Genomic DNA, 23498 nt, shown 5'->3' with positions numbered 1-23498 from the left:
GTTTCGGATCTAGGATGGCCGGGTGGAACGACTGCGCGACCATCTCCTGAAGACCGGCTACACGATCGACGGCGTCCGCGATCGGCTCGGTGACATGGCGGCCTCGGCGCTCGCCAGGGAGGAGCTGGTCCCGGCCCTTCGCGCCACCAGGAGCGGCGACCCGCTCGACGCGTCGATCAGGCTGTGGTGGCTGGGCGTGCCCGTGCCGGCGGCCGAGCTGCCGTTCGAGGTGATGGAGTCGGGCCTGGTCGAGTTCGACGGCGACAGCGTCCGCGCGACCGTCCACCTCCAGCCGTGGGACGAGCACGGCTACGTCGTCTCCGACCGCAAGGTGCGCCCCGGCGACCCCGCGCTGCGCCCCGACCACGTCGTCGGCGCGGGCGGCGCCTCGGCGAACCTGGCCCAGCTGGTCACCCGCAGGCCCGTCGAGCGCGCCCTCGACCTCGGCACCGGCTGCGGCGTCCAGGTGCTGCACCTGGCCGACCGGGCGTCCCGGATCGTCGCCACCGACGTCAACCCGCGGGCGGTGGAGCTGGCCCGCCTGAGCTGGCGGCTGTCCGGCATCACGGGCGTCGACGCCCGCGTGGGCTCCATGTTCGAGCCGGTCGAGGACGAGCTGTTCGACCTCGTGGTCTCCAACCCGCCCTTCGTGATCGCCCCCGGCGGTGGCCTGACCTACCGCGAGACCGGTGCGGCGGGCGACGACTTCTGCCGCGACCTCGTCCTGCGGACACCGGCCCACCTCGCCCAGGACGGCCACGCCCACTTCCTGGCCAACTGGCTGCACGTGGAGGGGGAGGACTGGCGCGACAGGGTCGGCGGCTGGGTCGGCGCGACCGGCTGCGACGGCTGGGTGGTCGAGCGCGACGTGCAGGACCCGGCCGAGTACGTCGAGCTGTGGCTGCGCGACGCGGCCGAGCAGGGCACGCCCGCCTACACCTCCCGCTACGACGAGTGGCTGTCATGGTTCGAGGCGAACAAGGTGGAGGGGATCGGCTTCGGCTGGATCACGCTGCGCAACGCGGGCGCCCTCGACCCGGTGGTCAGGGTGGAGCGGCTGACCCACCGGGTCTCCCTGCCGGTCGGCGACTACGTCGAGGACGTCCTCGACTCGATCGCCGCCGCCCACCGGACCCGCGATCTCGAACAGGCCAGGCTGCGGGTCGCCGAGGGCCTCCTCGACGAGCGCATCGGCGCCCCCGGCGCGGAGGATCCCGCCCGCATCGTGCTGCGCCAGACCCGCGGCCTGCTCCGCAGTACCGACGTCGGCACGGTGGAGGCGGCGCTGGCCGGGGTCTGCGACGGGCAGCTCGCCCTCGGCCCGCTGCTCAACGTGATCGCCGAGCTGGTGGGCGACGGCGAGCAGCTGCTCGCCGACACCCTCCGCCCGCTGATCGCCGAGGGCTACTTCCACGTGTAGGCGGCTCGGTCACATCGTGATGCCGAGCCGTTCCAGGCGCTCGGGGCCGGAGACGGAGTAGATCTCGACGATCCGCCCGTCCACGACCGTGAAGCTCATGACCGAGTACGGCCTGCCGTGCACCACGGTGACCACTCCGGCGGCGCCGTTCACCAGCACCGGACGGGCGGCCGTGGCGTTGCGGGCGAACCTCGCCGCCTGCTTGGCCACGGTCGCGGCGCCGCGGAGCACCGCCACGCCCGCCATGCTCACCGTACGCAGCACGATGTCGGGGTCCAGCACCGAGACGAGCGCCTCGAAGTCGCCGTCGCGGGCCGCGGCGAGGAAGGCGTCGACGACCTTCCGCTGCCTGCTGACGTCCACGTCGGGCGGGGGCGCCGCTCCCTGCACACGACGGCGGGCCCGGCTGGCCAGCTGGCGCGTCGTGGCGGCCGAGCGCTCCACGATGGGCGCGATCTCCTCGAACGGCACGGCGAACATGTCGTGCAGCACGAAGGCCAGCCGTTCGGCGGGAGCCAGCGTGTCGAGCACCACCAGCATCGCCAGGCCGACCGAGTCGGCCAGCATCGCCTCGTGCTCGGGATCACCGCCGTCCGCCACGCTCACGACGGGGTCGGGGAAGTGCTCCCCGGCCGGTTCCGCGCGCCGCTCCCGCGCCCGCAGCATGCCCAGGCACACCCGTCCCACGACGGTGGTCAGCCACCCGCCGAGGTTGTCCACATCGCTCACGTCGGTACGGCTGAGCCGTAGCCATGCCTCCTGGACGGCGTCGTCGGCCTCGCTCAGCGAGCCCAGCATCCGGTAGGCCACCGCCTTCAGGTGGGCGCGGTACTCCTCGAACCGGCCGGCCAGCTGCTCGTCTGCGTCCATCGTTCCTTCTTCACGGTTCGTCGTCGCGCGCCCCGGACGGCACGATGGAGGACAGCCAATCACGGCGCGCCGGAAGCAGCGGTGGCGAGCCGGTTGATCGGGCGTTGATTGGTTTGCATGCGTACCGGCGCACCCTCGGAGCGTGGACACGCCCCCGGGGGGTTCGACAGAAGCGGGGCGTGTCGCCCGACCGGCCGTCGTTGTGAGGCGGCTAGCTGTCACGTGGAGCATCCGGACACCGGGCCCCCTGGCGAAACGTGACGGTCAGACGGCTGGTCGGGCCCACACACACCGCACCCCGGAAAGAGACCAGCCTTGATCAACCATGTGTGGATGACACGTCTGGACGACGAGCTGTACTCAGGGCTCGACGACGGCGACGGAGTCGACACCGTCGAGGAGCGCCTTGAGGTCACCCGCCTCTGGGGCGCCGAGGCGGGTGAAGATGTCGAACGCCTGGCGTAGGCAGTCGACGCTCCTCGCGGTGCCGCCCAGGCCGTGCAGCGCCCTGCCCAGCACCGTGAGCGAGAGCCCCTCACCGTACGGGTGGCCGATCTCGCGGCTGACCGCCAGCGCCTGCTCCGCGTGACGCACCGCGTCGGAGAAGCGCCGGGCGGCGATGAACGTCTCGGCCAGCCTGACGCACACCCGCTGCTCCCACACGCGCTGCCTGCTGGCCCTGAAGAAGGCCAGGCACTCGGCGTGGTGGTGGACGGCCTCGTTGAGGCGGCCCACGCGCGACAGCACGATGCCGAGGTGGTAGCGGGCGCGGGCGGTGCCGGCGCCGCTGCCGATCTCGGTGAAGATGGCCAGCCCCTGCTCGGCGGCGGCGATCGCGTCCTCGGGGTTGCCCAGGCCGAGGTGGTCGCGGGCGGAGTAGCTGAGCACCAGCGCCTCGCCGGCCGCCACGCCGTTCTCTCGGTAGAACGCGGTGGCGGAGGCGAACCAGCCGAGCGCCTCGTGGTGGCGGCGCCGACGGCCGGAGACGACGGCGAGGGCGTTGAGCACCTCGCCCATGACGACGCGTTCGTCGCCTGCGGTCGACAGGTCGAGCACGAGCCTGAACTGCTCCTCGGCCTCGGCGAGCCGGTTGGCGCCGAACAGTACGCGGCCGAGGACGTAGCGGGAGCGCAGCTCCCCCGCAGGGTCGCCGATCTTCCGTGCCGTGGCGAGCACGGCCCTGGTGGCCAGGTCGAACTCGCGGGCGTGGGTGCCCGACTCCAGCAGCGGCTCCATGGCGACGAGGAGGTCGGCGGCGGGCAGCAGCTGCTCGCCCGTACGGCAGGACTCGGCGGCCTGGCCGATCACCGCGAACAGGCAGTCGCCCTCCGAGACGAGCCAGGCGACGGCGTCGTCGGCCGAGGCGAACGCGCGCCCGCTGCCGACCACGACGAGATTGTCGGCGATCATGCTGCCCTCGTAGGCGAGCCGGTGCGCAGCCTGGGCCGAGGCGAGGTAGAAGCCGAGCAGCCGGCGCAGCGCCAGCGTCCTGGCCTGCGGGCGTTCGGTCTTGTCGAGGACGCGCCGCGCGAAGAGCTTGAGCAGGTCGTGGAAGCGGTAGCGTCCAGGCGCGGGCGCCTCCAGGAGGCTGGCGTCCACCAGCGACTCCAGCAGGTCCTCGGTCTCCAGCGTCGGGGCCGACAGGACGGCGGCCGCGGCGCCGACCGAGATGTCGGGTCCGTTCGGCAGGCTCAGCAGCCGGAACGCCCTCGCCTGGGCGGGGTCGAGCTGGCCGTACCCGAGGGCGAAGGTGGCCTCCACCGCCAGGTCGCCGACCCGCAGCTCGTCGAGGCGGCGCTGCTCGTCGGCCAGGCGGGGCACCAGGGAGGCGACCGTCCACGAGGGCCGCGCCGCCAGCCGGGCGGCCACGATCCGTACGGCCAGCGGCAGGAACCCGCAGGCCGCCACGACGTCCATCGCCGCTCCGCGCTCGGCGGCGACCCTTTCGGGCCCCGCCACGGCGGTGAACAGCGACAGCGCCTCGTCCGGCTCCATCACGTCGAGGTCGATCAGCTTGGCCGAGGGCAGGTCGGCCAGCTTCACCCGGCTGGTGACGATCGCCGCGCAACCCGGCGAGCCGGGCAGCAGCTGGCTGACCTGACGGGTGTCGTGCGCGTTGTCCAGCAGCACGAGGATGCGCCGGTCGGCCAGCAGCGACCGGTAGAGCGCGGCCCGCTCCTGCAGCCCCTCGGGGATGACGTCGGGCGGGATGCCGAGCGCGCGCAGGAACGCTCCCAGCGTGGATTCCGGCGCGGTGGCCTCGTCGGTGAAGCCGCGCAGGTCGGCGTAGAGCTGCCCGTCGGGGAACAGGTCGTCGCAGGCGTGCGCGACGTGGACGGCCAGCGCCGTCTTGCCGACGCCGCCGATGCCGCAGATGGCCGCGACGGGCACGCCCTCGGCCGTCTGCGCGGACAGCAGCGTGCGCAGCCTGGCCACGATCGGGCGGCGGCCGGTGAAGTCGCTGACGGCGGCGGGGAGCTGGGCAGGCCGGGGAAGCTCGTGCTCGTCGGCGCCCTCGGCGACGTCGGCCCCGGCCGGGCCGTCGGCGGTGGGGGCGGGGGACGGGCTGGGCGGCGTCATCAGGCTGGGGTCGGCGGCGAGGATCTTGTGGTGCAGCGCGGTCAGCTCGGGGCCCGGCTCGATGCCTAACTCCTCGACGAGCGCGTCGCGGGTGTCGGTGAAGACGGCGAGCGCGTCGCCCTGCCGCCCGCACCGGTAGTAGGCCAGCATGAGCTGGGCGCGCAGCCGCTCGCGCAGCGGGTGGTCGGCGGTGAGCGCGATCAGCTCGGAGACGACCGCGGCGTGCCTGCCGAGGGCCAGGTCGAGGTCCATGAGCTCCTCGATGGCGGTGATGTGGCGCTCGGCCAGCCGGTCGCGCTGGTGCTCGGCGTAGGGACCGACGGCTCCGGCCAGCGGCTCCCCCTCCCACAGCGCGAGGGCGGCGCGCACGCTCTCGGCGGCTTCGTTCGTTCTGCCGGCCCGGCGCAGCGCCTCGGCCTCCTGCATGCCGCGCTCGAAGAGCGTCAGGTCGAGGGATCCGGTGCGCAGGGCATAGCCCTTGCCGACCGAGGTGAGCAGCTCGGGGCGGGAACGGGGCGAGCGGTCGGGCTCCAGCACCGTGCGCAGCCGCGAGACGTAGGTGCGCAGCGCGCCGAGCGCCCTCGGCGGGGCTTCCTCTCCCCATACCGCGTCGATCATCTCGCCGGGGGTGATCGCCCGGCCTTCCCTGAGGAGCAGCATCGCGAGGATCGACCGCTGAAGCGGTGTGCCGAGATCGAGTTCGTCGCCATCGCGCCACGCGCGGACGGGACCGAGCACGGCGAACCGCAGCCCCTCACCAGCCATGCTCACAGTCTCCAACGCAATGGGCCATTTTGCTACCAAATACTAGTTGCCCAGAGGTGGCCGTTTCATTGATTGCGCTTTGATCCGGCGTTAAGCGGGTCGAGGGATGCTGAAACACGCAAAGGCATGGCCCAGTTCAACGGGGGCGGTCATGCCTTACCGGTTCGAAACAACACCAGGCCCTGCCCGGCGGTGCGGGCAGGGCCGTCGTGTCCGAGTTTTTCGTAGGAACGTGCTTAGGCGGCTTCGACGAGACCGAGTCTCTGAGCCATCCGTTCTCGAACCACCGGCCATTCCGAGCCCAGGATCGAGTAGTACGCGGTATCTCGGACCGTATCGTCGGCGCCTCGGCTGTCTGCCCGTCGCACGCCGTCAAGGTGTGCGCCGAGAGCCTCGATGGCGGCCCGGGATCGCGTGTTGCGTACATCGGCTTTGAGGGTGATGCGGTGGACGCCCCAGGTGTCGAAGGCCAGCGAGAGCATCAGGAACTTGCTCTCCCGGTTCACACCGGTGCCCTGCGCCGAAGCGGAGAGCCAGGTGTAACCGATGTCGGCCACGGACGGGATCTCGCCCACCGCGCCACGTGTACCCGGAGGCCAGGGCATCGGGCCCTGCCAGTACTCCAGGTGCATGAGACGGGTGGCACCGACCACGCGGTCGGTGTGCAGCCACCGGATGGCGAAAGGCAACGTCCGGCCTTCCGCCTGCTCAGCCAAAGCGGCCTCCACATAGGAGACCATCTCTTCCCGCCCATCGGGAACACGAGTGAAGGCGTACGTGGAACGGTCTTCACACGCCGCGGCGACGAGGTCATCGACCACCGCGAGGCTGAGAGGTTCCAGGCGCACGAGGCGCCCGGACAGGGTGACAAAAGCGGGCATGAGCACATGATGGGGCTTGCACGCCGCAGGAGATACCAGGACTCACGCGCTATCTTTTGCAGGTTTCTGCAATGGTCGCGTTTTCCCAGGTCAGCAGGCTGATCGTAGGGGGTGGCGAGCGGCCCGCGGGGCAAAGTTTGCCAAACCGATGCCTAGCCGTGCGCGGGCGTTGCGGCCATGGTGCGGCGTGGGGTTCTCCCCGCCGCCTGCTGCCGGGTGGACAGGTCGTGCAAACCTCTCGAGAGGTGGGCCAGGTTGGCCGAGATCCACGGCAGCGACAGGGGGTCCGAGGAGGTCAGCGCGGTCATGCGCTCCTCCTGGCTCTCGCCGTACAGGAGGCTGGTGGCCACCCGCACCCTCGCGGCCGACGGGTCGTCGCCGAAGGCGTGTCCGGGCAGTACGGCGATGCCGTGATCCTCGATCAGCAGTTTGGTGACTTCTGCCGAGCCGCCCACCCTCAGGTGTCCGAGGTCGGGGTAGAGGTAGAAGCCGCCCTGCGGGGCCGGGACGCTCGCCCCCGCCTCGACGAACGCGGCGTGGACGGCGTTGGCGACCACCGCGTGCAGCCGCCGGCTGCGCGCCACGCGTTCGACCAGCTCCACGGGTTCGGTGAAGGCGTAGGCGGCAGCAGCCTGGACGGGAGCGGCCGGCGCCGACCAGATCTCGCTGGCGATCGCCAGGACCTTGTCGAGCAGTCCGCGCGCGCCGTGGGGCAGCCTGGCGACGCCGATGCGCCAGCCGCCGAGCGCGAGGCTCTTGCTCAGCCCGGTGGTGATGACCGTGCGTTCCGGCGCCAGGTCGGCCGGCGACAGGAACGGGGTGTCGATGTCGTGGACGAGGTCGCGGTAGATCTCGTCGGAGATGATCACGAGGTCGAGCTCGCGGGCGACCTGGACCAGGCGGCCCATGGTCCGCGGCGAGGCGAGTCGTCCCGTGGGGTTGTCGGGCAGCGTGACGAGCACGGAGCGCACGGTCCTGCCCTGCGCGCGGGCCCGCAGGACGGCGGCGGCGACCAGGTCGGGGTCGGGCGCCCCGCCCTCGCCGGGAGGCGTCGGCACCATGATCGGCTCGGCGCCGACCAGGTCGGCCTGCGCCGCGTAGCTGACCCAGCTCGGCTTGGGCAGCACGATGTCGCCGCCGATGGCGAGCTGCAGGCCGTACAGCAGGGGCTTGCTGCCCGGCGCGCAGACGACCTGGTCGGGTTCCGTGACGAGTCCCCGTCGGGTCCAGTAACCCGCCGCCGCCTCGCGCAGTTCCATGGCGCCCGCGACCGGCCCGTAGCCGTTGCGGTCGGCGGCGGCTACCAGCCTGTCCAGCAGCGCCGGGTGCACGGGCAGCCCTGCCTCGCCGAAGGCCAGGTGCAACACGCGTTCCCCGGCGCGCCGTCTTCGTTCGATGTCCTCGTTCGCCGCCAGGGTGGCGGAAAGCGTCACGTTCATGTTTGTCACGTTCCCAGCCTGGTTGTATGAAGGCATCAGCACAAGCGAGGCTTTTCATGGGTAGGCATAAGGAAGTCCGATGCTCGATTTGCGGCGTCTTGTGGTGATCTGCGAGTTCGCTCGGCGGGGCAGCATCGCCGCCACCGCCGAGTCGCTGGGATACAGTCCCTCGGCGGTCTCGCAGCAACTGGCCGCGCTGGAGCGGGAGGCCGGCACCGCGCTGCTCGACCGCACCGCGCGCAGCGCCGAGCTGACCGACGCGGGCCGCCGCCTGGTGGCGCACGCCGAGCGCATCCTGACCATGGTCGAGGAGGCGGAGTCCGACCTGTCGGCGCAGGCGGGCACGCCCGCGGGCCGCGTGGTGCTCACCGCCTTCCCCACGGCGGCGGTCGCCTTCGCGCCGGTGCTGGCGCGCTCGCTGCGCCGCCACACGGAGCTGACGATCAGGCTGGGACAGTCGCGCTCCGGGCGGGGCATGCGCGAGGTGCAGTCGGGCGAGGTCGACATCGCGCTCGTCGACGACTGGTACGGCAGGGCGCACGACAGCGAGTCGCTGCGGGTCTTCCCCCTCCTGCACGACCCGCTGGTCCTCGTGGTGCCGCGCAGGCACCGCCTGGCCGACCCCGAGGTGCCGATCGACCTGCGGGAGCTGCGCGACGAGCCGTGGATGGCCACCCCTGACGGCGAGCCGTCCCGCCTGGCCGTGGACAGGCTCTTCGCCGACGTGGGCGGCGCGCGGCCGACGCCCTGGGAGTTCGAGGGCCTCGGCACCATCCTGTCCCTGGTGGCCAAGGGCATCGGCATCGCCGCCGTCCCCGCCCTGGCCCTGGCCGCGGGCGTGCGGGGCATCGCGGTGCGCCAGTTCCCCGGCTCCGCCGGAGGCCGTGACGTGCTGGCCGTCGCCCGGCGCTCCAGCGTCCACCGGCCCTCGGTGTCGGTGACGCTGCGGGCGATCCACGTCGCCGCCCGCTATCTCGCCGCCGATCTGGAGCCCGTCAGGCTGGCGCACCGGTAGCCTTCGGTGCCGTGGCTCCGACGTACGAGATCGAGACCCTGCTCGCGGGCGCCCGCGGAAAGATCGTCGCGGGCGTCGACGAGGTCGGCCGCGGCGCGTGGGCCGGCCCCGTCATGGTCTGCGCGGTCGTCACCGACCTGTCCGAGCCGCCCGGCGGGCTGACCGACTCCAAGCAGCTGTCGGCCGCCCGGCGCACCGCGCTCGTGCCCGAGCTGGAGCGGTGGGCGAAGGGCATCGCGTACGGCACGGCCTCCCACGAGGAGATCGACGCCCTGGGCATGACGGAGGCGCTGCGCAGGGCGGCCCGGCAGGCCCTCGAGGCCCTTCCGGTGCGGCCCGACGTGGTGATCCTCGACGGCTCCCACGACTACATCGGCGCGCCGTGGCCGGTCCGCCTGGAGGTCAAGGGCGACCAGGCGAGCATCTCGGTGGCCGCCGCCTCGGTGCTGGCCAAGGTCCGGCGCGACACCCTCATGGCGGACCTCGGCTGCGACGAGTACGGCTTCGCGGAGAACGCGGGCTACCCCTCGCCCGTCCACCAGGCCGCGCTGGCCGAGCACGGCCCCACGCCGCACCACCGCCTGTCCTGGTCCTACCTGGACGACCTGCCGCGATGGCGCCATCTCAAGAAGCACAGGGACGCGGCGGTCGGCGAGGGGCAGATCTCCCTGTTCGGCTGAGCCCCCGGCGACGCACAATCGGGGAATGCGGATCGGCGTCTTCCTCGTCGCGGCTGCCTTCCCCGGGCAGGAGCCCGCGCGGGTGCTCGGCGACGCGCTCGCCGCCGTCGAGGCGGCCGAGGAGGCGGGCTTCGACGACGTGTGGATCGCCGAGCACCACTTCATGTCCTACGGCGTCTGCCCCTCCGCCGTCGCGTTCGCGGCGCTGGCGCTGGGCAGGACCAGGCGGATCGGCGTCGGCACCGCGGTGAGCGTGCTGTCCACCCGGCATCCCGTGGCGCTGGCCGAGGAGGCGGCCATGCTCCACCACCTGTCGGGCGGGCGCTTCACGCTGGGAGTGGGCAGGGGCGGCCCCTGGGTGGACCTGGAGGTGTTCGGGACGGGCCTGCCCCGGTTCGAGCGCGGCTTCGCCGAGTCGCTCGACGTGCTGTGCGCCGCGCTCTCGCGCGACACGGTCGCCGCGGACGGCGAGTTCTTCTCCTTCAGGGAGGTGGCGATGGTGCCGTCGGCGCGGATGACGCCCGTGGTTGCCTGCACCTCGCCGGACACCATGCGGCTCGCGGCCCGCAGGGGCCTGCCGATGCTGCTCGGGATGCACGTCGGCGACCAGGATAAGGCGGCGGCCGTCGCGGCCTACGAGGCTGCGGGCGGCCCCCGGGCGCCCCATGTGGCGGCGGCGGTCGGCCACGTCGCCGACACGACCGGCGAGGCCGTCAGGACGCTCAGGGAGGCGATGCCGCGGTGGCTGGAGCCGGGACTGGCCGGGTACGTGCCCGTGGACGGACGGGCCCGCCCCTCACGCGACATCCGCGGCTACGTGGAGTTCCTGACCAGCGCCCACCCGGTGGGCGACGCCGGTCACTGCGTGGCGGCCATCGAGCGCACGCGCGCCGTGACCGGGATCGAGCACCTGATCCTGATGGTCGAGGGTGCGGGTACCAGGGCCCGCACCCTCGAGAACATCCGGCGCCTCGGTGCCGAGGTGCTGCCCAGGATCAGCAGTCGACGAGCTCCGGCCGCTGGTTGAGGATCTGCGCCCGCGGCGTCACGAAGTCGCGGAGCGCGCCGGTCGCGGCCGGGTCGAACACCGCGACCCTGTGACAGTTCTGGAAGGCGAGCCGTACCCCGAAGTGGCGCTCGAGGGCACCGCGCATCGCGTCGCTGGCCAGGCAGCGCAGGAGCTGGCCGCGAGCCTCCTCGTCCGGGGGCGGGGTGTGGTTGTCGGCGAACTCGGCTCCTGAATGTTCACGCTGCTTGACCAGCTCGCTGATCATCGACCAGGCGTAGGGCAGGGAATCGCGGACGCAGGCGACGAACGCCGCGTCGTCGATCTCACCCTGTCTCGCCTGCTCGAGAAGATCGTTGGGAACGGTCAGCGACATGCTTTCTCCTCTCGAAGGGGGCCCACTCGACGCTAGGTGTGGTCGTGGGCGTGCTCTAGATGGCCTGAGGGCGACAGTCGAGTGACGCCGGGCCGTACACGAAGCCGGGGTCGATCTGCTCGGCGAGGTCGCGCCCGGTGCGCTCGTTGGCCCACGCGCGGGCGTTGCGCAGGTGGAACTCCGCGGCCTGCCTGCCGAACCTCTCCCAGTCCTTCTCCTGCGCGTCGACGTGCTTGAGCAGCACCGACAGGGCCTCGGCGTTGGCCGGTTCGAGGTCGTCGAGGGTGAACCGCCTGCCCTGCTCCATGGCGCGGACCGCGGTGGAGTGCTCCAGCCAGGTCAGCAGGTCGTCGCCGACCTGGTCGTGCAGGAACTCCACGTCGGCGGGCCCGTGGACCTTGTTGCCCACCACCGCGACGGGCACGTCGTGGTCGGCGGCGTAGTCCTTGTACTGCCGGTAGACGCTCACCCCCTGCCGGGTCGGCTCGGCCACCAGGAAGGTCACGTCGAACCGGGTGAACAGGCCGGAGGCGAAGGAGTCGGCCCCCGCCGTCATGTCGACCACGACGTACTCGTCGTGGCCGTCGACCAGGTGGTTGAGCAGCAGCTCGACCGCGCCGACCTTGGAGTGGTAGCAGGCGACGCCGAGGTCGTCCTCGCTGAAGGGCCCGGTGGCCATGAGGCGCGGCCCTTCCGGCGTCGCCACCGTGTACGGCAGGTCGGCGAAGCGCAGGATCCGCGAGCCGCGCCCCGGCGGGGTCGTCTTGACCATCGCGGCGGCGGAGGGGATCAGCGGATTGGAGCCGCGCAGCAGCTCCTTGATCTCGGTGAGGCGCCCGCCGAGCGGCTCGGGCTCCTCGTCCACGCCGAGGACCAGCGCCAGGTGCTGGTTGATGTCGGCGTCGACGGCCACCACCGGCCTGCCCTGACCGGCCACGTACCTCGAGAACAGTGCGGACACGGTGGTCTTGCCGCTGCCGCCCTTGCCAACGAACGCCACTCTCACGCTGAAGCCCCATCTGACGATGAAAACCGTTACCGATTCAGCATGACACAAGGGAACGCGAGGCGGCGTGATTTTGCCGAAACCCTGGTCAGAGCGAAACGATCTGCGCGAACGTGATCTCGGTCAGCAGCCTCTCCTCGTGCTCGCGCAGGGCGGCCCACACGTCGGCGAGCGGCTCGGCCACCCCCGGATACTCGTCGGGTGACGGCCACCCCTCGACGACCGCGATCACGTCGGCCAGTGTGATCGCGGCGGCGTCGCGAGCCAGCCAGTAGCCGCCCTCGGGGCCGCGCTGGCTGCGGATCAGCCCGGCCCTGCGCAGCTGCAACAGGATGTTGTCCAGGAACCTGCGGGGGATGCCCTGCGCCGCGGCGATCCGCTCGGCGGGCACCGGGCCCTCCGGCGCCGCGGCCAGCTCGGTGACCGCCCGCAGCGCGTACTGCGTCCTAGCGGAGATCCGCACGAAGGCCCCAGCGGCGGCGAAGGGCGTTGTCACCGAGCTCGAAGAGCACGTCGATGACGATGCCGATCAGCAACACGACGATCATGGTGGCGAGCAGGCCCGCCGAGTCGGCCAGCTCCCTGGCGTAGTGGAGCTGCTCGCCGAGCGAGGGCTGGTTGGCGATGATGACCACGATCTCGCCCGCCATCAGCGACCGCCACGCGAAGGCCCAGCCCTGCTTGAGGCCCGCCAGGAACGACGGGAGCGAGGCCGGCAGGATCACGTGCCAGTAGAGCTGGAGCCGGCGGAAGCCGAGCACGTGCCCCGCGCGCAGCAGCAGCGGCGGCGTGTAGTCGACGCCGGTGATCAGGCCGTTGGCGATGGAGGGCGCGGCGCCGAGGATCACCACGAAGGTGATGGCGCTCTCGCTCAGCTTGAACAGCAGGATCGCCAGCGGGAACCAGGCGATCGACGGCATGGTCTGCAGGCCCGTGATGAGCGAGCCGAAGGCCGCCCGCAGCACCCTGACCCTGGAGACCAGCGCGCCGACGATCAGGCCGATCAGTACGGCGGCGGCGAATCCGGTCACCGCCCTGCGCATGGTCACCCCGACGGCCTGCCAGAACTCGGCGGTGGCCAGGCGGTCGAACAGCACGGGGAAGACCTCGGACGGGCCGGCGAAGACCCAGGGCTCCCAGAACCCCGCCCAGACCACGCCCTGCCAGATGATCAGCACGATGCCGACCGCCAGCGTGATCGGCCAGACCCGCGCCCAGAGGCGGCCGGCCAGGGCGCCGCGCCGCTTCTCGGTGATCTCCAGGGCGTCGAGGCCGGCGATCTGGGCGGCGTGAGTGTCGGTGGTCACGGCGTTCCTCCCTCGCGGCCGCCTCCACCCGCGGGACCCGACTCACGCGAGCCGCCGGCGTGGCGGGCCACCTCCTGCTTGAGCTGGTCGGTGATGCGCGCCGCCAGCCCCGCCACCTCGGCCGAGTCCGTACGGCGCGGCCGGGCGAGCTCCACGGGGAACTCCTCGACGACCTTGCCCGGCCTGCTGCTCAGCAGCACGACCCGGTCGCCGAGCCGTACCGCCTCGCGGACGTTGTGGGTGACGAACAGCACCGACAGCCGCCGCTCGCGCCAGATCCGCTCCAGCTCGTCGTGGAGCAGGTCGCGGGTCATGGCGTCGAGCGCGCCGAACGGCTCGTCCATGAGCAGCACGTCGGCATCCTGGGCCAGCGAGCGGGCCAGCGCCACGCGCTGGCGCATGCCGCCTGACAGCTGGTGCGGCCGCTTGGGGCCGAAGCCGCCCAGGTGGACCATCTCGAGGAACTCCTCGGCCCTGGCCCGCCGTTCCCGCCTGGGCAGCGCCCGCATGGCCATCTCGACGTTGGCCGCGACGGTGAGCCAGGGGAACAGCGCGGGTTCCTGGAACATCATCGCGACCCTGCGGCCGGTCGTGGTGATCGTGCCGCCGGACGGCCGGTCGAGCCCGGCCACCAGCGAGAGCAGCGTGCTCTTGCCGCATCCCGACGCGCCGAGGAGGCAGACGAACTCGCCGGGCGCCACGCCGAGCGAGACCTTGTCGAGGGCGAGCAGGTCGCCGTAGAGCTTGGAGACCCCTTCGAGCCTGACCGCGACCTGGCGGTCCACCTGGACGGTCATGTCACTTGTCCTTGATCGACTGCTGGCCCTTCGCGGCCAGGACCTCGTTGAGGACCTTCAGGTCGTAGATGCCGTTGAGGTCCACCGGCTTCAGCAGCCCGACCTTCACGGCGTGGTCGGCGCTGCCGGTCAGCGACGCGGCGATCGGGTCGTTGGTGAACGTGATGTTCTTGAACGCGCTGGCCAGCACCTCGGGCTTGAGCGGCTTGCCCGTCAGCTTCTCGACCGAGGCGTTGACCACCTTCGCCGCGGCGTCGGGGTCGGCGTTGATCTCCTCGGTCGACTGGACGTGCGCCTCGATGAGCTTCTTGAGCAGGTCGGGGTTGGCCTTGGCCCACTCCTGCCGGACGATCAGGTGAGTGATCACGAACTGCTTGTCCGGCCAGAGCTCGCGCTCGTCCTGCAGGATCTTGCCCTTGCTCTCGATGACCAGCCTGCTGGCGAACGGCTCGGGCACCCATGCGCCGTCGATGTCACCCGTGGCGAACGTCTGCAGGGTCTGTGAGTTCTCCTGCGGGACGATGCTGACGTCGCCGCCGCCCTTGGTGTCGGTCTTGAGGCCCTTCTCCTGCAGCCAGTAGCGCAGGGCGACGTCCTGCGTGTTGCCGAGCTGCGGAGTGGCGATCTTCTTGCCCTTGAGGTCCTCCACCGAGTTGATCTCGGGCTTGACGACGAGATAGACGCCGCCGGAGGCCGCGCCCGCCACGATGTTGATGGCCTTGCCCTTGGACTTCTCCCAGGCGTTGATGGCCGGGTTGGGGCCGATGTAGGTGGCGTCGACGGCGCCGGAGAAGACGGCCTCGATGGCGGCCGGACCCGCGTTGAACGTGCTGGTCTTGAGGGGGACGCCGAGAGACTTGGCGTAGATGCCCTTCTCGACGCCGTAGAGGGCGGTGGAGTGCGTGATGTTCGGGAAGTACCCGAGGCGCACCTCCTTGGCGGCCGCAGCCGGCGCGCCCGACGAGGAGGACCCGCACGCGGCCGCGAGCGAGGTCATGGCCAGTATGGCGACGGCGGCGGCTAGCCTCTTCATCGCAACTCCCTATTTCCTACTTAATAAGTCGGCTATATGCACATCAAAACCCTTCATTCCCTTCTAGTCAAGTCGGAATTACGAGACCCTTTGTCAGGGAGATCCGTCAGCTCCCGGCCGGGAGGGGGCGGTGCTGTCGGGCCACTCGGTGGGGCCGACGAGCTCGATCTCGATGGCCAGGACGCCGAGCGCCTCCTTCTCGGGTCCGTAGATGCGCCGGACGTCGGCCAGCTGCTCCGCCAGCGGGCTGTCCGGGTTGACCCGCTCCGGGCCCTCGGCGGCGAACATCTCCTCGAAGGAGGCGTAACACGCGACGCGCCGCACCATGGTGACCGCGTCGTCGTCGCCGCAGACGAACCTGATCCGGTCACCGGCCTTGAGGGTGCTCAGGTTGGGACAGCGGACGCGCACCTCGACGGTCTTGCGCCCGGAGGCGACCAGGTCGAAGTAGTGGCGGTAGAGGCCCATCTCGCGCGCCTGCGCGCCTGTGGTCATGATGCGATCCCATCGGTCGGTGGCGGCCGCCCCGGTGTCCCTCCTGTACCCAACCCGGCACCGTCCTGCCCCCGGGTCGCCCTGCCTCCGGCACCGCCCTGCCCCTGGCACCCGCCCTGCCCCCGGCGCCCGCCCTGCCCTCGGGTCGCCCTGCCCTCGGGTCGCCCTGCCTCCGGTCGGCCGGTGCTCGGTCAGTCGGTGGGTGGTCGGCCGGTGCTGCGGGGCGCGGGTGGATGCTCGGTGCCGCGCGTGCCGGCTGAATGGCCGGGGTTGTGGGAGTGCGGGTGGCGGCACCGTGAGCCGTGCTGTACCTCGAGGTGAGGCCTACCTACCCACACATAGCGGAGACATGAATCCCTCTAGCACTCTCCGTGACTGATCGACTACTTTAAGTAATCAGACGGTCGCCCCCAGTCACCGCACGCAGGAGGTTCCATGCGTCGTCCCGCCCGCTTACCCGCCGCCTGTGGCCTGCTCCTGTCTGTCGCTCCGGCCCAGGCCGGACCAGTGCCGCCAACCGTGACCCGGTAGCCGACACCGCCCCGTCTCCGGCCCGGCGCCGCCCCACCCCACGCCCCACATGGCTCCGGGCCGGCCCGGCGGTGTCCCGCCCTGTACGCGCAGCTCGTGCCCACGGCTCGTGTCCACGGCTTTGTCCACAGCTACGTGCTCACGGGTCGTGCTCACGGGTCGTGTCCACAGCTCGTGTCCGCACCGGCCCCGGGCCGGTTCGGCGTCCACACCATCCATCCCCACTCAGGCGCCGGGCCGGTCCGGTTCACGGCCCCGTGGTCGGGCACGGATCCACTCCTCAAGCCCCCCGTGAAGTCACCGAAGGAGATCGTGCTGAACGTCCGAGCCCTGCCCGCCGTGGCGACCCTCGCGCTGGCCGCCGCCGTCGTCCCGCCCTTCGTGCCGGGCGGCGGCGGCCCCGCCGGTCGAGGGGGCCGCTAGCAGACCTCGTCCAGCGAGATCGCCCGCTCCGAGGAGGAAGGGGTGGGCGACGGGGACGGGGTCGACACGGTACGCCGGGGGGCGCCGGACCTGTCCTTCAGCGCCTCGGACACCTTGCGCCTGATCAGGTGCCAGTCCGGGTAGGCCGTGTTGATCAACGGGGGCACGAACTGGAGGCTCTTGATGTGGGTGCCCTTCACCTTCTGCCCGAGGTCGACCAGCGCCGGCAGCAGGTCGGCCGGGATGTCGGTGGAGATGGCCCGCTTGGTGGCGGCGGCCAGGTTCTCGAAGCTGTTGAGCAGCGTCACCGGGTCGGCCTGCTGGGCGACGGCGTTGAGCAGGCACTTCTGGCGGCCCATGCGCACGTAGTCGTCGCTGTAGGTGCGTGAGCGGCCGAACCACAGCGCCTCCTCGCCGGACAGCTTGCGGGTGCCGGCGGGCAGCAGGCCCTCGTTGTACTTGCCGTAGGTGATCGGCTCCCTGATGGTGATCCTGACCCCGCCCATCGCGTCGATGATCTGCGCGAAGCCCGCCATGTCGACCATGGCGTAGTAGGTGACGGGGATGCCGAGGATGTCACTGATCGTCTGCTTGAGCAGGGCCGGGCCGCGGTGGCCGTTCTTCACGCCCGGCACCATCTCGGGGTAGTCCTCGGCGTACTGGAAGATCTCGTTGAGCAGGCCAGGGGTGGCGGGCGGCTCGCCGGTGAAGCCGTAGGGGAAGCGGTCGCGGGCCGGGCCGTCGGGCAGCTGCACCTGCTGCAGGTTGCGCGGCAGGCTGAAGAGCGTCGTGGCGCCCGTGGCGGTGTCGATGCTGGCGACGGTCATGCTGTCGGTGCGTACGCCGGGGCGGTTGGGGGCGGCGTCGGCGCCCACGAGCAGGATGTTGACGCGGGTCGCGCCCTTCCACGGGTCCCTGGCGATCACCGGGCTGGTGCTGGTGGCGGAGAACACGGTGGTCACCACGTCATGGGAGAGGTAGGCCACGCGGCCGGCCCACGCGCTCGGCGCGATGACCAGCATGCACAGCGCGCCAGCGACGGCGAGGTTCAGGTTGTGGCCCGCGCCCTTGGGTCGGACGAGCCAGAAGGACCAGAGGATCACGACCGACCAGGTCACGCCGACCGTCGCGATGGCGACCGTGAGCGCGGCGAGCCAGGTGGGCTGGACGGCCAGCGACAGCAACTGGCCGCGGAAGGCCGTGGCCATGGTCACGATCAACCCGACGAGCACCAGGTAGACCGTCATGAGCAGGAAACCGGTGCGATGCCGTCCCGTGGCGATGTGGGCCACGCCCCACAGCAGCGCCGAGCCGATCGTCAGGCTCACACCCATACCTGGGCCGAATTCGCGACCTTTGCCAGCCATCCCGCCCCAACCTCAGCTATCAGCAGATCCATCACAGATTAGTAACGGTTGCGGATCGATCGGCCAGGTTGCGGAACGCGTCGGTCCAAGCTTTCACCAAGAGGCCGCTCCGGCGAACGAGGTGGGTGCCGGGGTGTATCCCAGCAGGTCGCGAGCCCGGCTGATGTCCAGCGTACGCTCGACGGCCAGGTGGCCCACGGCGTACCTGGTCAGCCTGGGTGGGCGGCCGGTGAGCCCGGCGACGATCTCGGAGAGGGCGGCCATCCGCATGGCGAGGCCCGCGCCGACGTAGAGCGGTTCCGCGGCGATGCGGCGTTCGCGCAGCACCTCGCGGAGCGCGGCCTCCAGGGTGACCGGGTGGCTGTCGGTGACGTTGTAGACGCCGATCGGGGCCGTGACGGCCAGCAGGCAGGCCTGGGCGAGGTTGTCCACAGAGGTGAGGCTGAGCCTGGTCGCGCCGCTGCCGACGGCGAGCAGCCGGCCCGCCCTGACCGAGCGCAGCAGGCGGGGCAGGAGCGTGGTGTCGCCCCTGCCGTAGATCGCGTGCGGGCGCAGGATCACCGCCGCGCCCATGACGGTGTTCTCCGCGGTGGCCTTGGCCGCGCCGTAGGCGTTGGCGTAGCGCCTGACCGGGGCCTCGTCCTCCTTCGCCATGACGGTCGGGCGGAACGGGTCGTAGACGCTCGCCGTGCTGACGTGGACGAAGCGGGCGCCGGGGAAGGCGGCCATCGCGTTGCGCGTGCCCGTGACGTTGGCCTGCCAGATCTCCCGCGGCGGACCCCAGTCGGTGACGCTGCCCGCGCAATGGATCACCGCGTCGACCCGCTCGTCCGGGGGCCGTCCGTGGACCAGGTCCCACGAGGCGTAGGGGACGGTACCCAGGTCGGCGTGGGGACGCCGGCCGTACGCCAGCACCTCCCAGCCCCGCGCGGCGGCGACCCTGCAGACGGCGCCGCCCACGAAACCGGACGCCCCGGTGACCGCGACCCTCATGACAGGCCCCACCCGAGCCCCCGGAGGCAGGTGACCCCGACGGCATGGAAGGCCGGGCCGGGAGCGTGTCCGCAGGCGGGGGTCATCGGGCCACCAGCCGTCTGATCGCGGCCCTGTCGAGCTTGTCGCTGCGGCCCTTGCGGGGCAGTTCGGCGAGCGTGACGATGCGGTCGGGGAGCGAGGGGGCGTCCATGAGGTCGGGCAGCGCCTTGCGCACCAGCTTCTCGTCGTAGCCCGCCGTCGTGGTCAGCGCCAGGACGACCTCCTCGTCGCCGGTGTCGGGGTCGGGCAGGCCGACGACCGCCGCTTCGCCGACGCCCGGCAGCGCGGCGATGGCGGGTTCGTAGACGCCGGGATAGATGTTGACGCCGTCCCTGAGGATCATGTCCTTCTTCCTGCCGAGCAGCACCAGCCTGCCGTCGGCGTCGAGGCGGACCAGGTCGCCGGTGGCCACCTCGGTGAGCGGCGGGTCGCCGAGGTAGCCGCGGGCGAGGTGCGGCCCGTTCACGAACAGCTCGCCGTCGTCGGCGACCCGCACGCCCACGCCCGGCAGCGGGGCGCCGAGCAGGTCGCCGCCCGTCGCGGCCAGCTTGTCCTCGGCGGAGGCGACGGCGATCGGCAGCGCTTCGGTCATGGCGTACACCGACAGGATGTCGGCGGCGGGCGCCGCCTGCCGTGCCCTCCGGAGAACGGCGGGCGGCGCGGGCGCGGCCCCGAGCAGCAGGCAGCGCAGGGTCGCGGGCAGCCTGGGGGTGCGCTCCAGCAGCGCGTGCAGCCGTACCGGAACGGAGAAGGCGTGGGTGGCTCCGCGCCTGGCCAGCTCGCTCGCGTAGTCGCCGCGGCCGGGCATCGACCAGGTGGCGCCCGCGATGAGCGCGGGCAGACCGAGGATGAACTGGTCGGTGTGCACGACGTCGCCCGGCCCCAGCGGCACCGCCTCGGTGAACAGGCGCAGCCCCGCGGCCAGCGACCGCCTGGTGTGCACGACTCCCTTGGGCCGCTCCGTCGTCCCGGACGTGAAGGCCACCACAGCCGCCTGGTCCGACGTCACCCGGCCGCCCACCCCAGGCCCGCCCGGTACGGCAGGCAACGCACCCCCCAAAGGGAGCCCGCCCGGTACGGCAGGCAGCCCACCCGCCAAGGACCCGCCCGGTACGGCGGGCAGCCCGTCCAGCCTGAGCGCGCCCCGGGGGACGCCGGGCAGCCACGGCCCCGTGTAGAGGTGGCGGGCTCCGGGGAACGGCTCGCGCAGGTTCGGCAGCACCAGCCCCCTGCGCCTGGCCACTCCTTTCAGCGGCCCGCTGAGCAGGTACAGCAGCGATTCGGCCAGCACCCACCGGGGGCGGGTGTGCGCCATCCGTCCCGCGAACACCTCGGGCGCGAGCCCGGGGTCGGCCAGCACGAGCGTCCCGCCCGCGGCGACCGCGCCGAGCGCCAGCGCGACGGCGTCGGGCCCCGGCCGGACGGCGAACAGGACCCCGAAGTCGTCCGTGTCGTGCAGGGCGTGGGCGACGGTGAGGAAGCGGTCGCGGAGCGCGCCGTAGGTGACGGGCGTCCCGTCGGGTGCGATCAGCGCGGTCCTGCCGGGCGCGCTGTCAGCGGTGGCGAGCACGCCGGAGATGATGTCGATCATGCTTTCCTGACCCAGAGGTGCGCGTAGGTCGGGATGAGGACGCCGCGCGCCGCCCGCCTGCCCACGACGCGCAGGTCGTGCTGGAGCAGGGTGGCGGCGACGGCGCGGATCTCGGCCAGCGCGAGCGGGTAACCGATGCAGAAGTGCGGCCCCGCGCCGAACCACAGCCTGCGCAGTTCGGGCGGGTGCGGCCGGGAGAGGTCGAAGGGGCCGTGCGCGCGGGCGCAGTTGTGGGTGGCGATCAGCACGCGGTCGCCCGGCCGTACCGGGATCGTGCCGACGGTGGCGGGTTCGGCGACCGAGCGCAGCATCACCGGGGTGGGGGTGGTCACCCGCATGGCCTCCTCGACGGCGCGGTCGAGGTCGGCGCCCGCGATCCGCCGGTCGCCGCCGAGGTGCCCGTGGTCGTGCAGGAGCGCGACGAGGCGGGGGACGAAGGTGGCCACGGTCTCGGTGCCGGTCAGGAAGAACGCGCCCGCCGCGCCCCTGGCCTCGGCTTCGGACAGTCCGAGCGAGCGCATCCTGCCCATGACGGTGGACGGGTCGCCGGCGAGGTAGGCGGCGGAGGCGATGTCGCCGATCCGGTCGAGGACCTCGCGGGCGGCCACGACCTGGCGGTCCGACAACCTGCGGGTGCGCAGCGACACCATGGCGGCCACGCGTTCCCCGTCGGCGAACAGCGCCCGCGCCCGTTCGGCGGGCACCTCGCCGAGCCCGATCACCCTGCAGATCACCGAGCCGGCCATCAGCCGCATGGCGTCCACGAGGTCCACCCGCTCGCCCTGGTCGAGCCGGGCGGACAGCTGCTTCAACGGCAGGTCGAGCACGTCGGCGACGAGCGCCGAGACGGACGAGGGAGTGAAGAGCGGCGCGAGCTTGCCGCGTAGCGCGGCGTGGCCGGCGCCCTCCATGTTGAGCAGCACGGACGGGCCGAGCACCGGTGTCCACAGCTCGCCCGGCGAGCCGGGTCCGTCCTTGCGGAAGCGCGGGTCCATGAGCACCCGGCGGGCGGTGGCGGCGTCGTTGACGACCACGCCGAGCCCGGGGACACGGACCACGCGGCCCATGCGCGCCAGCAGGCGGACCAGGGGATAGGCGAAGGGGTGCGCGGCCAGGTAGAGCCTGGTCTCAGGGGTCATCGGATGTCGATCACGTCTGGCCGGTAGTGGTGGTCGATGTACCAGGCGAGGGTGCGGACCAGGCCGTAGGCGCGCAGGCGGCGCACCGAGCCGAACACCACGACGTCGCGGCGGGAGCCGTACGCGCCGGTGAGCCTGCGCACGCGGTTGACCAGCTCGCGGTCCTCGTGCATCTCCTCGATCGCGGTGCGGGGGAAGCCGCCGGAGCGCTCGTAGAGGTCCGCGGTGATCGCCAGGGTGGCGCCGGGCATCATCACGTACGGCCCGCGGTACTCGGGCGAGCGGTTGCTCGGCCGTACCTTGCCGAAGAAGGCGGCGGTCTCGACCACGGCGGGGATGAGGCGGCGCTCCCAGAGTCTCAGCGGGAACTCGTCGGTGCGCGCCCGCAGCTTGCCGCCGACCAGTTCGAGGCCGTCGTCGAAGGCGCGGCGGATGTTCGCCGTCCAGTCGGCGCGCGGCAGGCAGTCGGCGTCGGTGCGCGCCAGGTGGGTGGCGCCGTTGGCGATCGCGTGGCGCATGCCGGTGTCGGAGGCGGCGCCGGTGCCCTTGCGCGTCTCGTGGACGACCTCGGCGCCGAACGACCGGGCCACCTCGGCGGTGCCGTCGGTGCTGGCGTTGTCGACGACCAGCAGGGTGAAGTCGCGGTCGTGCTGCTCGCGCAGGGCGCGCAGCGTCGCCCCGATGCTGGCCACCTCGTTGTAGGCGGGCACGACGACCCAGAGGCGCATCACATCTCCGCCAGCATGACGCCCATGCTGATGCCGCCGCCGAGGCCGAGCATCGCCACCCGGTCGCCCGGCGCCCAGCCGCCCAGCTGGAGCTGCAACGGGAGCGTGGCCGAGGCGCAGTTGCCGTGCGCGGGCAGGCTGACGACCAGCCTGTCCTCGGGGATGCCCAGCGTGTCGGCCAGGAAGCGCAGGTACGGCAGCGCCACCTGGTGCACCGCGACGATCGAGAAGTCCGTCCACGACAGCCCCGTCCGCTTGAGGGCGTTGAGGAAGATGTCGGGCCCGACCTTCTCGAACGCCTCCTTCAACCGGCGGCCGTCGCCGCGGAAGTAGGAGTGCTCGGGGTCGCGGGGATGCGCGGAGCCGCCGCCGGGCAGCGTGCCGACGTCCCACGCGGTGCTGTCGGCGGAGAAGTCGCGGTAGAAGATGCCGCGGCGCGGGTCGGCGGCGACCAGCACCGCGGCTCCCGCGTCGGACAGCGTGTAGCCGGCGAAGGACTCGACGAACTGCCGGCGGTCCTCCACCTGCCATCTGATCGCCCGGCTCGGCGTCTCGCCGGAGCACACCAGCACCCTGCGGTACGCGCCGGACACGATCAGCGCCTCGGCCACCTGGATCCCGTTGAGCAGGCTGTTGCAGGCGTTCTTCACATCGAACACCGGGCACGACAGGCCCAGTTTCGCGGCCACGATGTGCGCGGTCGCCGGCTCGACCATGTCCTGCGACGCGGAGGCGAAGACCAGCAGGTCGACGTCTGTGTCGAGCTGCCTGGCCGCCTCGGCGGCCAGGTCGGAGGCCTGCTGGTCGCCCGCCGCCACATGCCTGCGCCTGATGCCCGTCAGGCGTTCGATGAGCCCGCTGGGCGCCCTGAATCCCTCGATCCGCTCCTCGACCTCACCGCTCGTCCGCGTCAGGCCGGGGAGGTACGTCGCTATGTCCACGATGCGCGCCTTCACGCGAAGCAGGCTAGTCAACCGACTTGCAGAACACTTGACGGGGCGATGGACGACCCTA

General features: G+C 72.0%; 21 protein-coding genes. 4 read left to right on the top strand and 17 right to left on the bottom strand.

Going from position 1 to position 23498, the window contains the following annotated elements; translation table 11 throughout:
• Positions 1-22: 22 nt before the first annotated feature.
• Positions 23-1420 (top strand): DUF7059 domain-containing protein, encoded by a 1398-nt coding sequence (locus ACWDLG_RS04400; RefSeq protein WP_449915861.1) that lies wholly within the window; start codon positions 23-25, stop codon positions 1418-1420.
• 9 nt (positions 1421-1429) lie between these two features.
• Here ACWDLG_RS04400 and ACWDLG_RS04395 read toward each other — a convergent pair whose 3' ends face one another.
• From ACWDLG_RS04395 to ACWDLG_RS04380, 4 genes are all read right to left on the bottom strand, one after another.
• Complete coding sequence (locus tag ACWDLG_RS04395) at positions 1430-2290, bottom strand: sigma-70 family RNA polymerase sigma factor (RefSeq protein WP_449915859.1); 861 nt, start codon at positions 2288-2290, stop codon at positions 1430-1432.
• 360 nt (positions 2291-2650) lie between these two features.
• Complete coding sequence (locus ACWDLG_RS04390; RefSeq protein WP_449915856.1) at positions 2651-5635, bottom strand: BTAD domain-containing putative transcriptional regulator; 2985 nt, start codon at positions 5633-5635, stop codon at positions 2651-2653.
• A gap of 236 nt (positions 5636-5871) precedes the next feature.
• Complete coding sequence (locus tag ACWDLG_RS04385; protein WP_354921100.1) at positions 5872-6516, bottom strand: GNAT family N-acetyltransferase; 645 nt, start codon at positions 6514-6516, stop codon at positions 5872-5874.
• A 152-nt stretch (positions 6517-6668) separates the two neighbouring features.
• The gene (locus ACWDLG_RS04380; RefSeq protein ID WP_449915852.1) at positions 6669-7955 is read right to left on the bottom strand and encodes a pyridoxal phosphate-dependent aminotransferase; all 1287 of its coding nucleotides are present in this window, start codon (positions 7953-7955) and stop codon (positions 6669-6671) included.
• Between the two features lie 79 nt (positions 7956-8034).
• Here ACWDLG_RS04380 and ACWDLG_RS04375 point away from each other — a divergent pair, with 79 nt between their 5' ends.
• Genes ACWDLG_RS04375 through ACWDLG_RS04365 form a run of 3 tightly spaced genes read left to right on the top strand, consistent with a single transcriptional unit; the run spans position 8035 to position 10677 of the window.
• A complete protein-coding gene (locus ACWDLG_RS04375) occupies positions 8035-8970 on the top strand; it encodes a LysR family transcriptional regulator (RefSeq protein ID WP_449915850.1) in 936 nt (311 codons plus the stop codon).
• Between the two features lie 11 nt (positions 8971-8981).
• Positions 8982-9650, top strand: coding sequence for a ribonuclease HII (locus ACWDLG_RS04370; protein WP_449915847.1), 669 nt, complete (start codon positions 8982-8984; stop codon positions 9648-9650).
• Between the two features lie 25 nt (positions 9651-9675).
• Positions 9676-10677, top strand: coding sequence for an LLM class flavin-dependent oxidoreductase (locus ACWDLG_RS04365; protein ID WP_449915846.1), 1002 nt, complete (start codon positions 9676-9678; stop codon positions 10675-10677).
• Here the strand turns inward: ACWDLG_RS04365 and ACWDLG_RS04360 are convergent.
• The 13 genes from ACWDLG_RS04360 to ACWDLG_RS04300 form a co-directional block, all read right to left on the bottom strand.
• Positions 10646-11032 (bottom strand): SCO5389 family protein, encoded by a 387-nt coding sequence (locus ACWDLG_RS04360; RefSeq protein WP_449915844.1) that lies wholly within the window; start codon positions 11030-11032, stop codon positions 10646-10648. The genes ACWDLG_RS04365 and ACWDLG_RS04360 overlap by 32 nt on opposite strands.
• Before the next feature lie 55 nt (positions 11033-11087).
• Complete coding sequence (locus ACWDLG_RS04355) at positions 11088-12038, bottom strand: ATP-binding protein (protein WP_449915841.1); 951 nt, start codon at positions 12036-12038, stop codon at positions 11088-11090.
• Positions 12039-12126: 88 nt separating this feature from the next.
• The gene (locus ACWDLG_RS04350; protein WP_354921079.1) at positions 12127-12501 is read right to left on the bottom strand and encodes an RrF2 family transcriptional regulator; all 375 of its coding nucleotides are present in this window, start codon (positions 12499-12501) and stop codon (positions 12127-12129) included.
• Positions 12485-13345 carry an ABC transporter permease gene (locus ACWDLG_RS04345; RefSeq protein ID WP_354921077.1) on the bottom strand — a complete coding sequence of 287 codons (861 nt, stop codon included), beginning with the start codon at positions 13343-13345 and terminating at the stop codon, positions 12485-12487. Before ACWDLG_RS04345 ends, ACWDLG_RS04350 begins: the two co-directional genes overlap by 17 nt.
• Positions 13342-14142 (bottom strand): ABC transporter ATP-binding protein, encoded by an 801-nt coding sequence (locus ACWDLG_RS04340; protein WP_449915839.1) that lies wholly within the window; start codon positions 14140-14142, stop codon positions 13342-13344. Before ACWDLG_RS04340 ends, ACWDLG_RS04345 begins: the two co-directional genes overlap by 4 nt.
• Position 14143: 1 nt before the next feature.
• On the bottom strand, positions 14144-15175 hold the full coding sequence (locus ACWDLG_RS04335; RefSeq protein WP_354921070.1) for an ABC transporter substrate-binding protein: 1032 nt from the start codon (positions 15173-15175) through the stop codon (positions 14144-14146).
• 93 nt (positions 15176-15268) lie between these two features.
• The gene (locus ACWDLG_RS04330) at positions 15269-15670 is read right to left on the bottom strand and encodes an ASCH domain-containing protein (RefSeq protein WP_449915837.1); all 402 of its coding nucleotides are present in this window, start codon (positions 15668-15670) and stop codon (positions 15269-15271) included.
• Positions 15671-16620: 950 nt separating this feature from the next.
• Complete coding sequence (locus tag ACWDLG_RS04325) at positions 16621-17958, bottom strand: LCP family protein (protein ID WP_449915836.1); 1338 nt, start codon at positions 17956-17958, stop codon at positions 16621-16623.
• A 126-nt stretch (positions 17959-18084) separates the two neighbouring features.
• Positions 18085-18984, bottom strand: a complete 900-nt coding sequence (locus ACWDLG_RS04320; RefSeq protein ID WP_449915834.1) for an NAD-dependent epimerase/dehydratase family protein — start codon at positions 18982-18984, stop codon at positions 18085-18087.
• Positions 18985-19066: 82 nt separating this feature from the next.
• The gene (locus ACWDLG_RS04315) at positions 19067-20617 is read right to left on the bottom strand and encodes a class I adenylate-forming enzyme family protein (RefSeq protein ID WP_449915832.1); all 1551 of its coding nucleotides are present in this window, start codon (positions 20615-20617) and stop codon (positions 19067-19069) included.
• Positions 20614-21756 (bottom strand): cytochrome P450, encoded by a 1143-nt coding sequence (locus tag ACWDLG_RS04310; protein WP_449915830.1) that lies wholly within the window; start codon positions 21754-21756, stop codon positions 20614-20616. Before ACWDLG_RS04310 ends, ACWDLG_RS04315 begins: the two co-directional genes overlap by 4 nt.
• Positions 21753-22484, bottom strand: a complete 732-nt coding sequence (locus tag ACWDLG_RS04305) for a glycosyltransferase (RefSeq protein ID WP_449915827.1) — start codon at positions 22482-22484, stop codon at positions 21753-21755. The genes ACWDLG_RS04310 and ACWDLG_RS04305 overlap by 4 nt, the downstream gene beginning before the upstream one ends.
• On the bottom strand, positions 22484-23440 hold the full coding sequence (locus ACWDLG_RS04300) for a 3-oxoacyl-ACP synthase III family protein (protein WP_449915825.1): 957 nt from the start codon (positions 23438-23440) through the stop codon (positions 22484-22486). Before ACWDLG_RS04300 ends, ACWDLG_RS04305 begins: the two co-directional genes overlap by 1 nt.
• Between the last annotated feature and the right edge of the window lie 58 nt (positions 23441-23498).

The organism is Nonomuraea sp. NPDC003727 (assembly GCF_053586935.1).
This window is presented reverse-complemented; position numbering and strand designations above follow the sequence as displayed.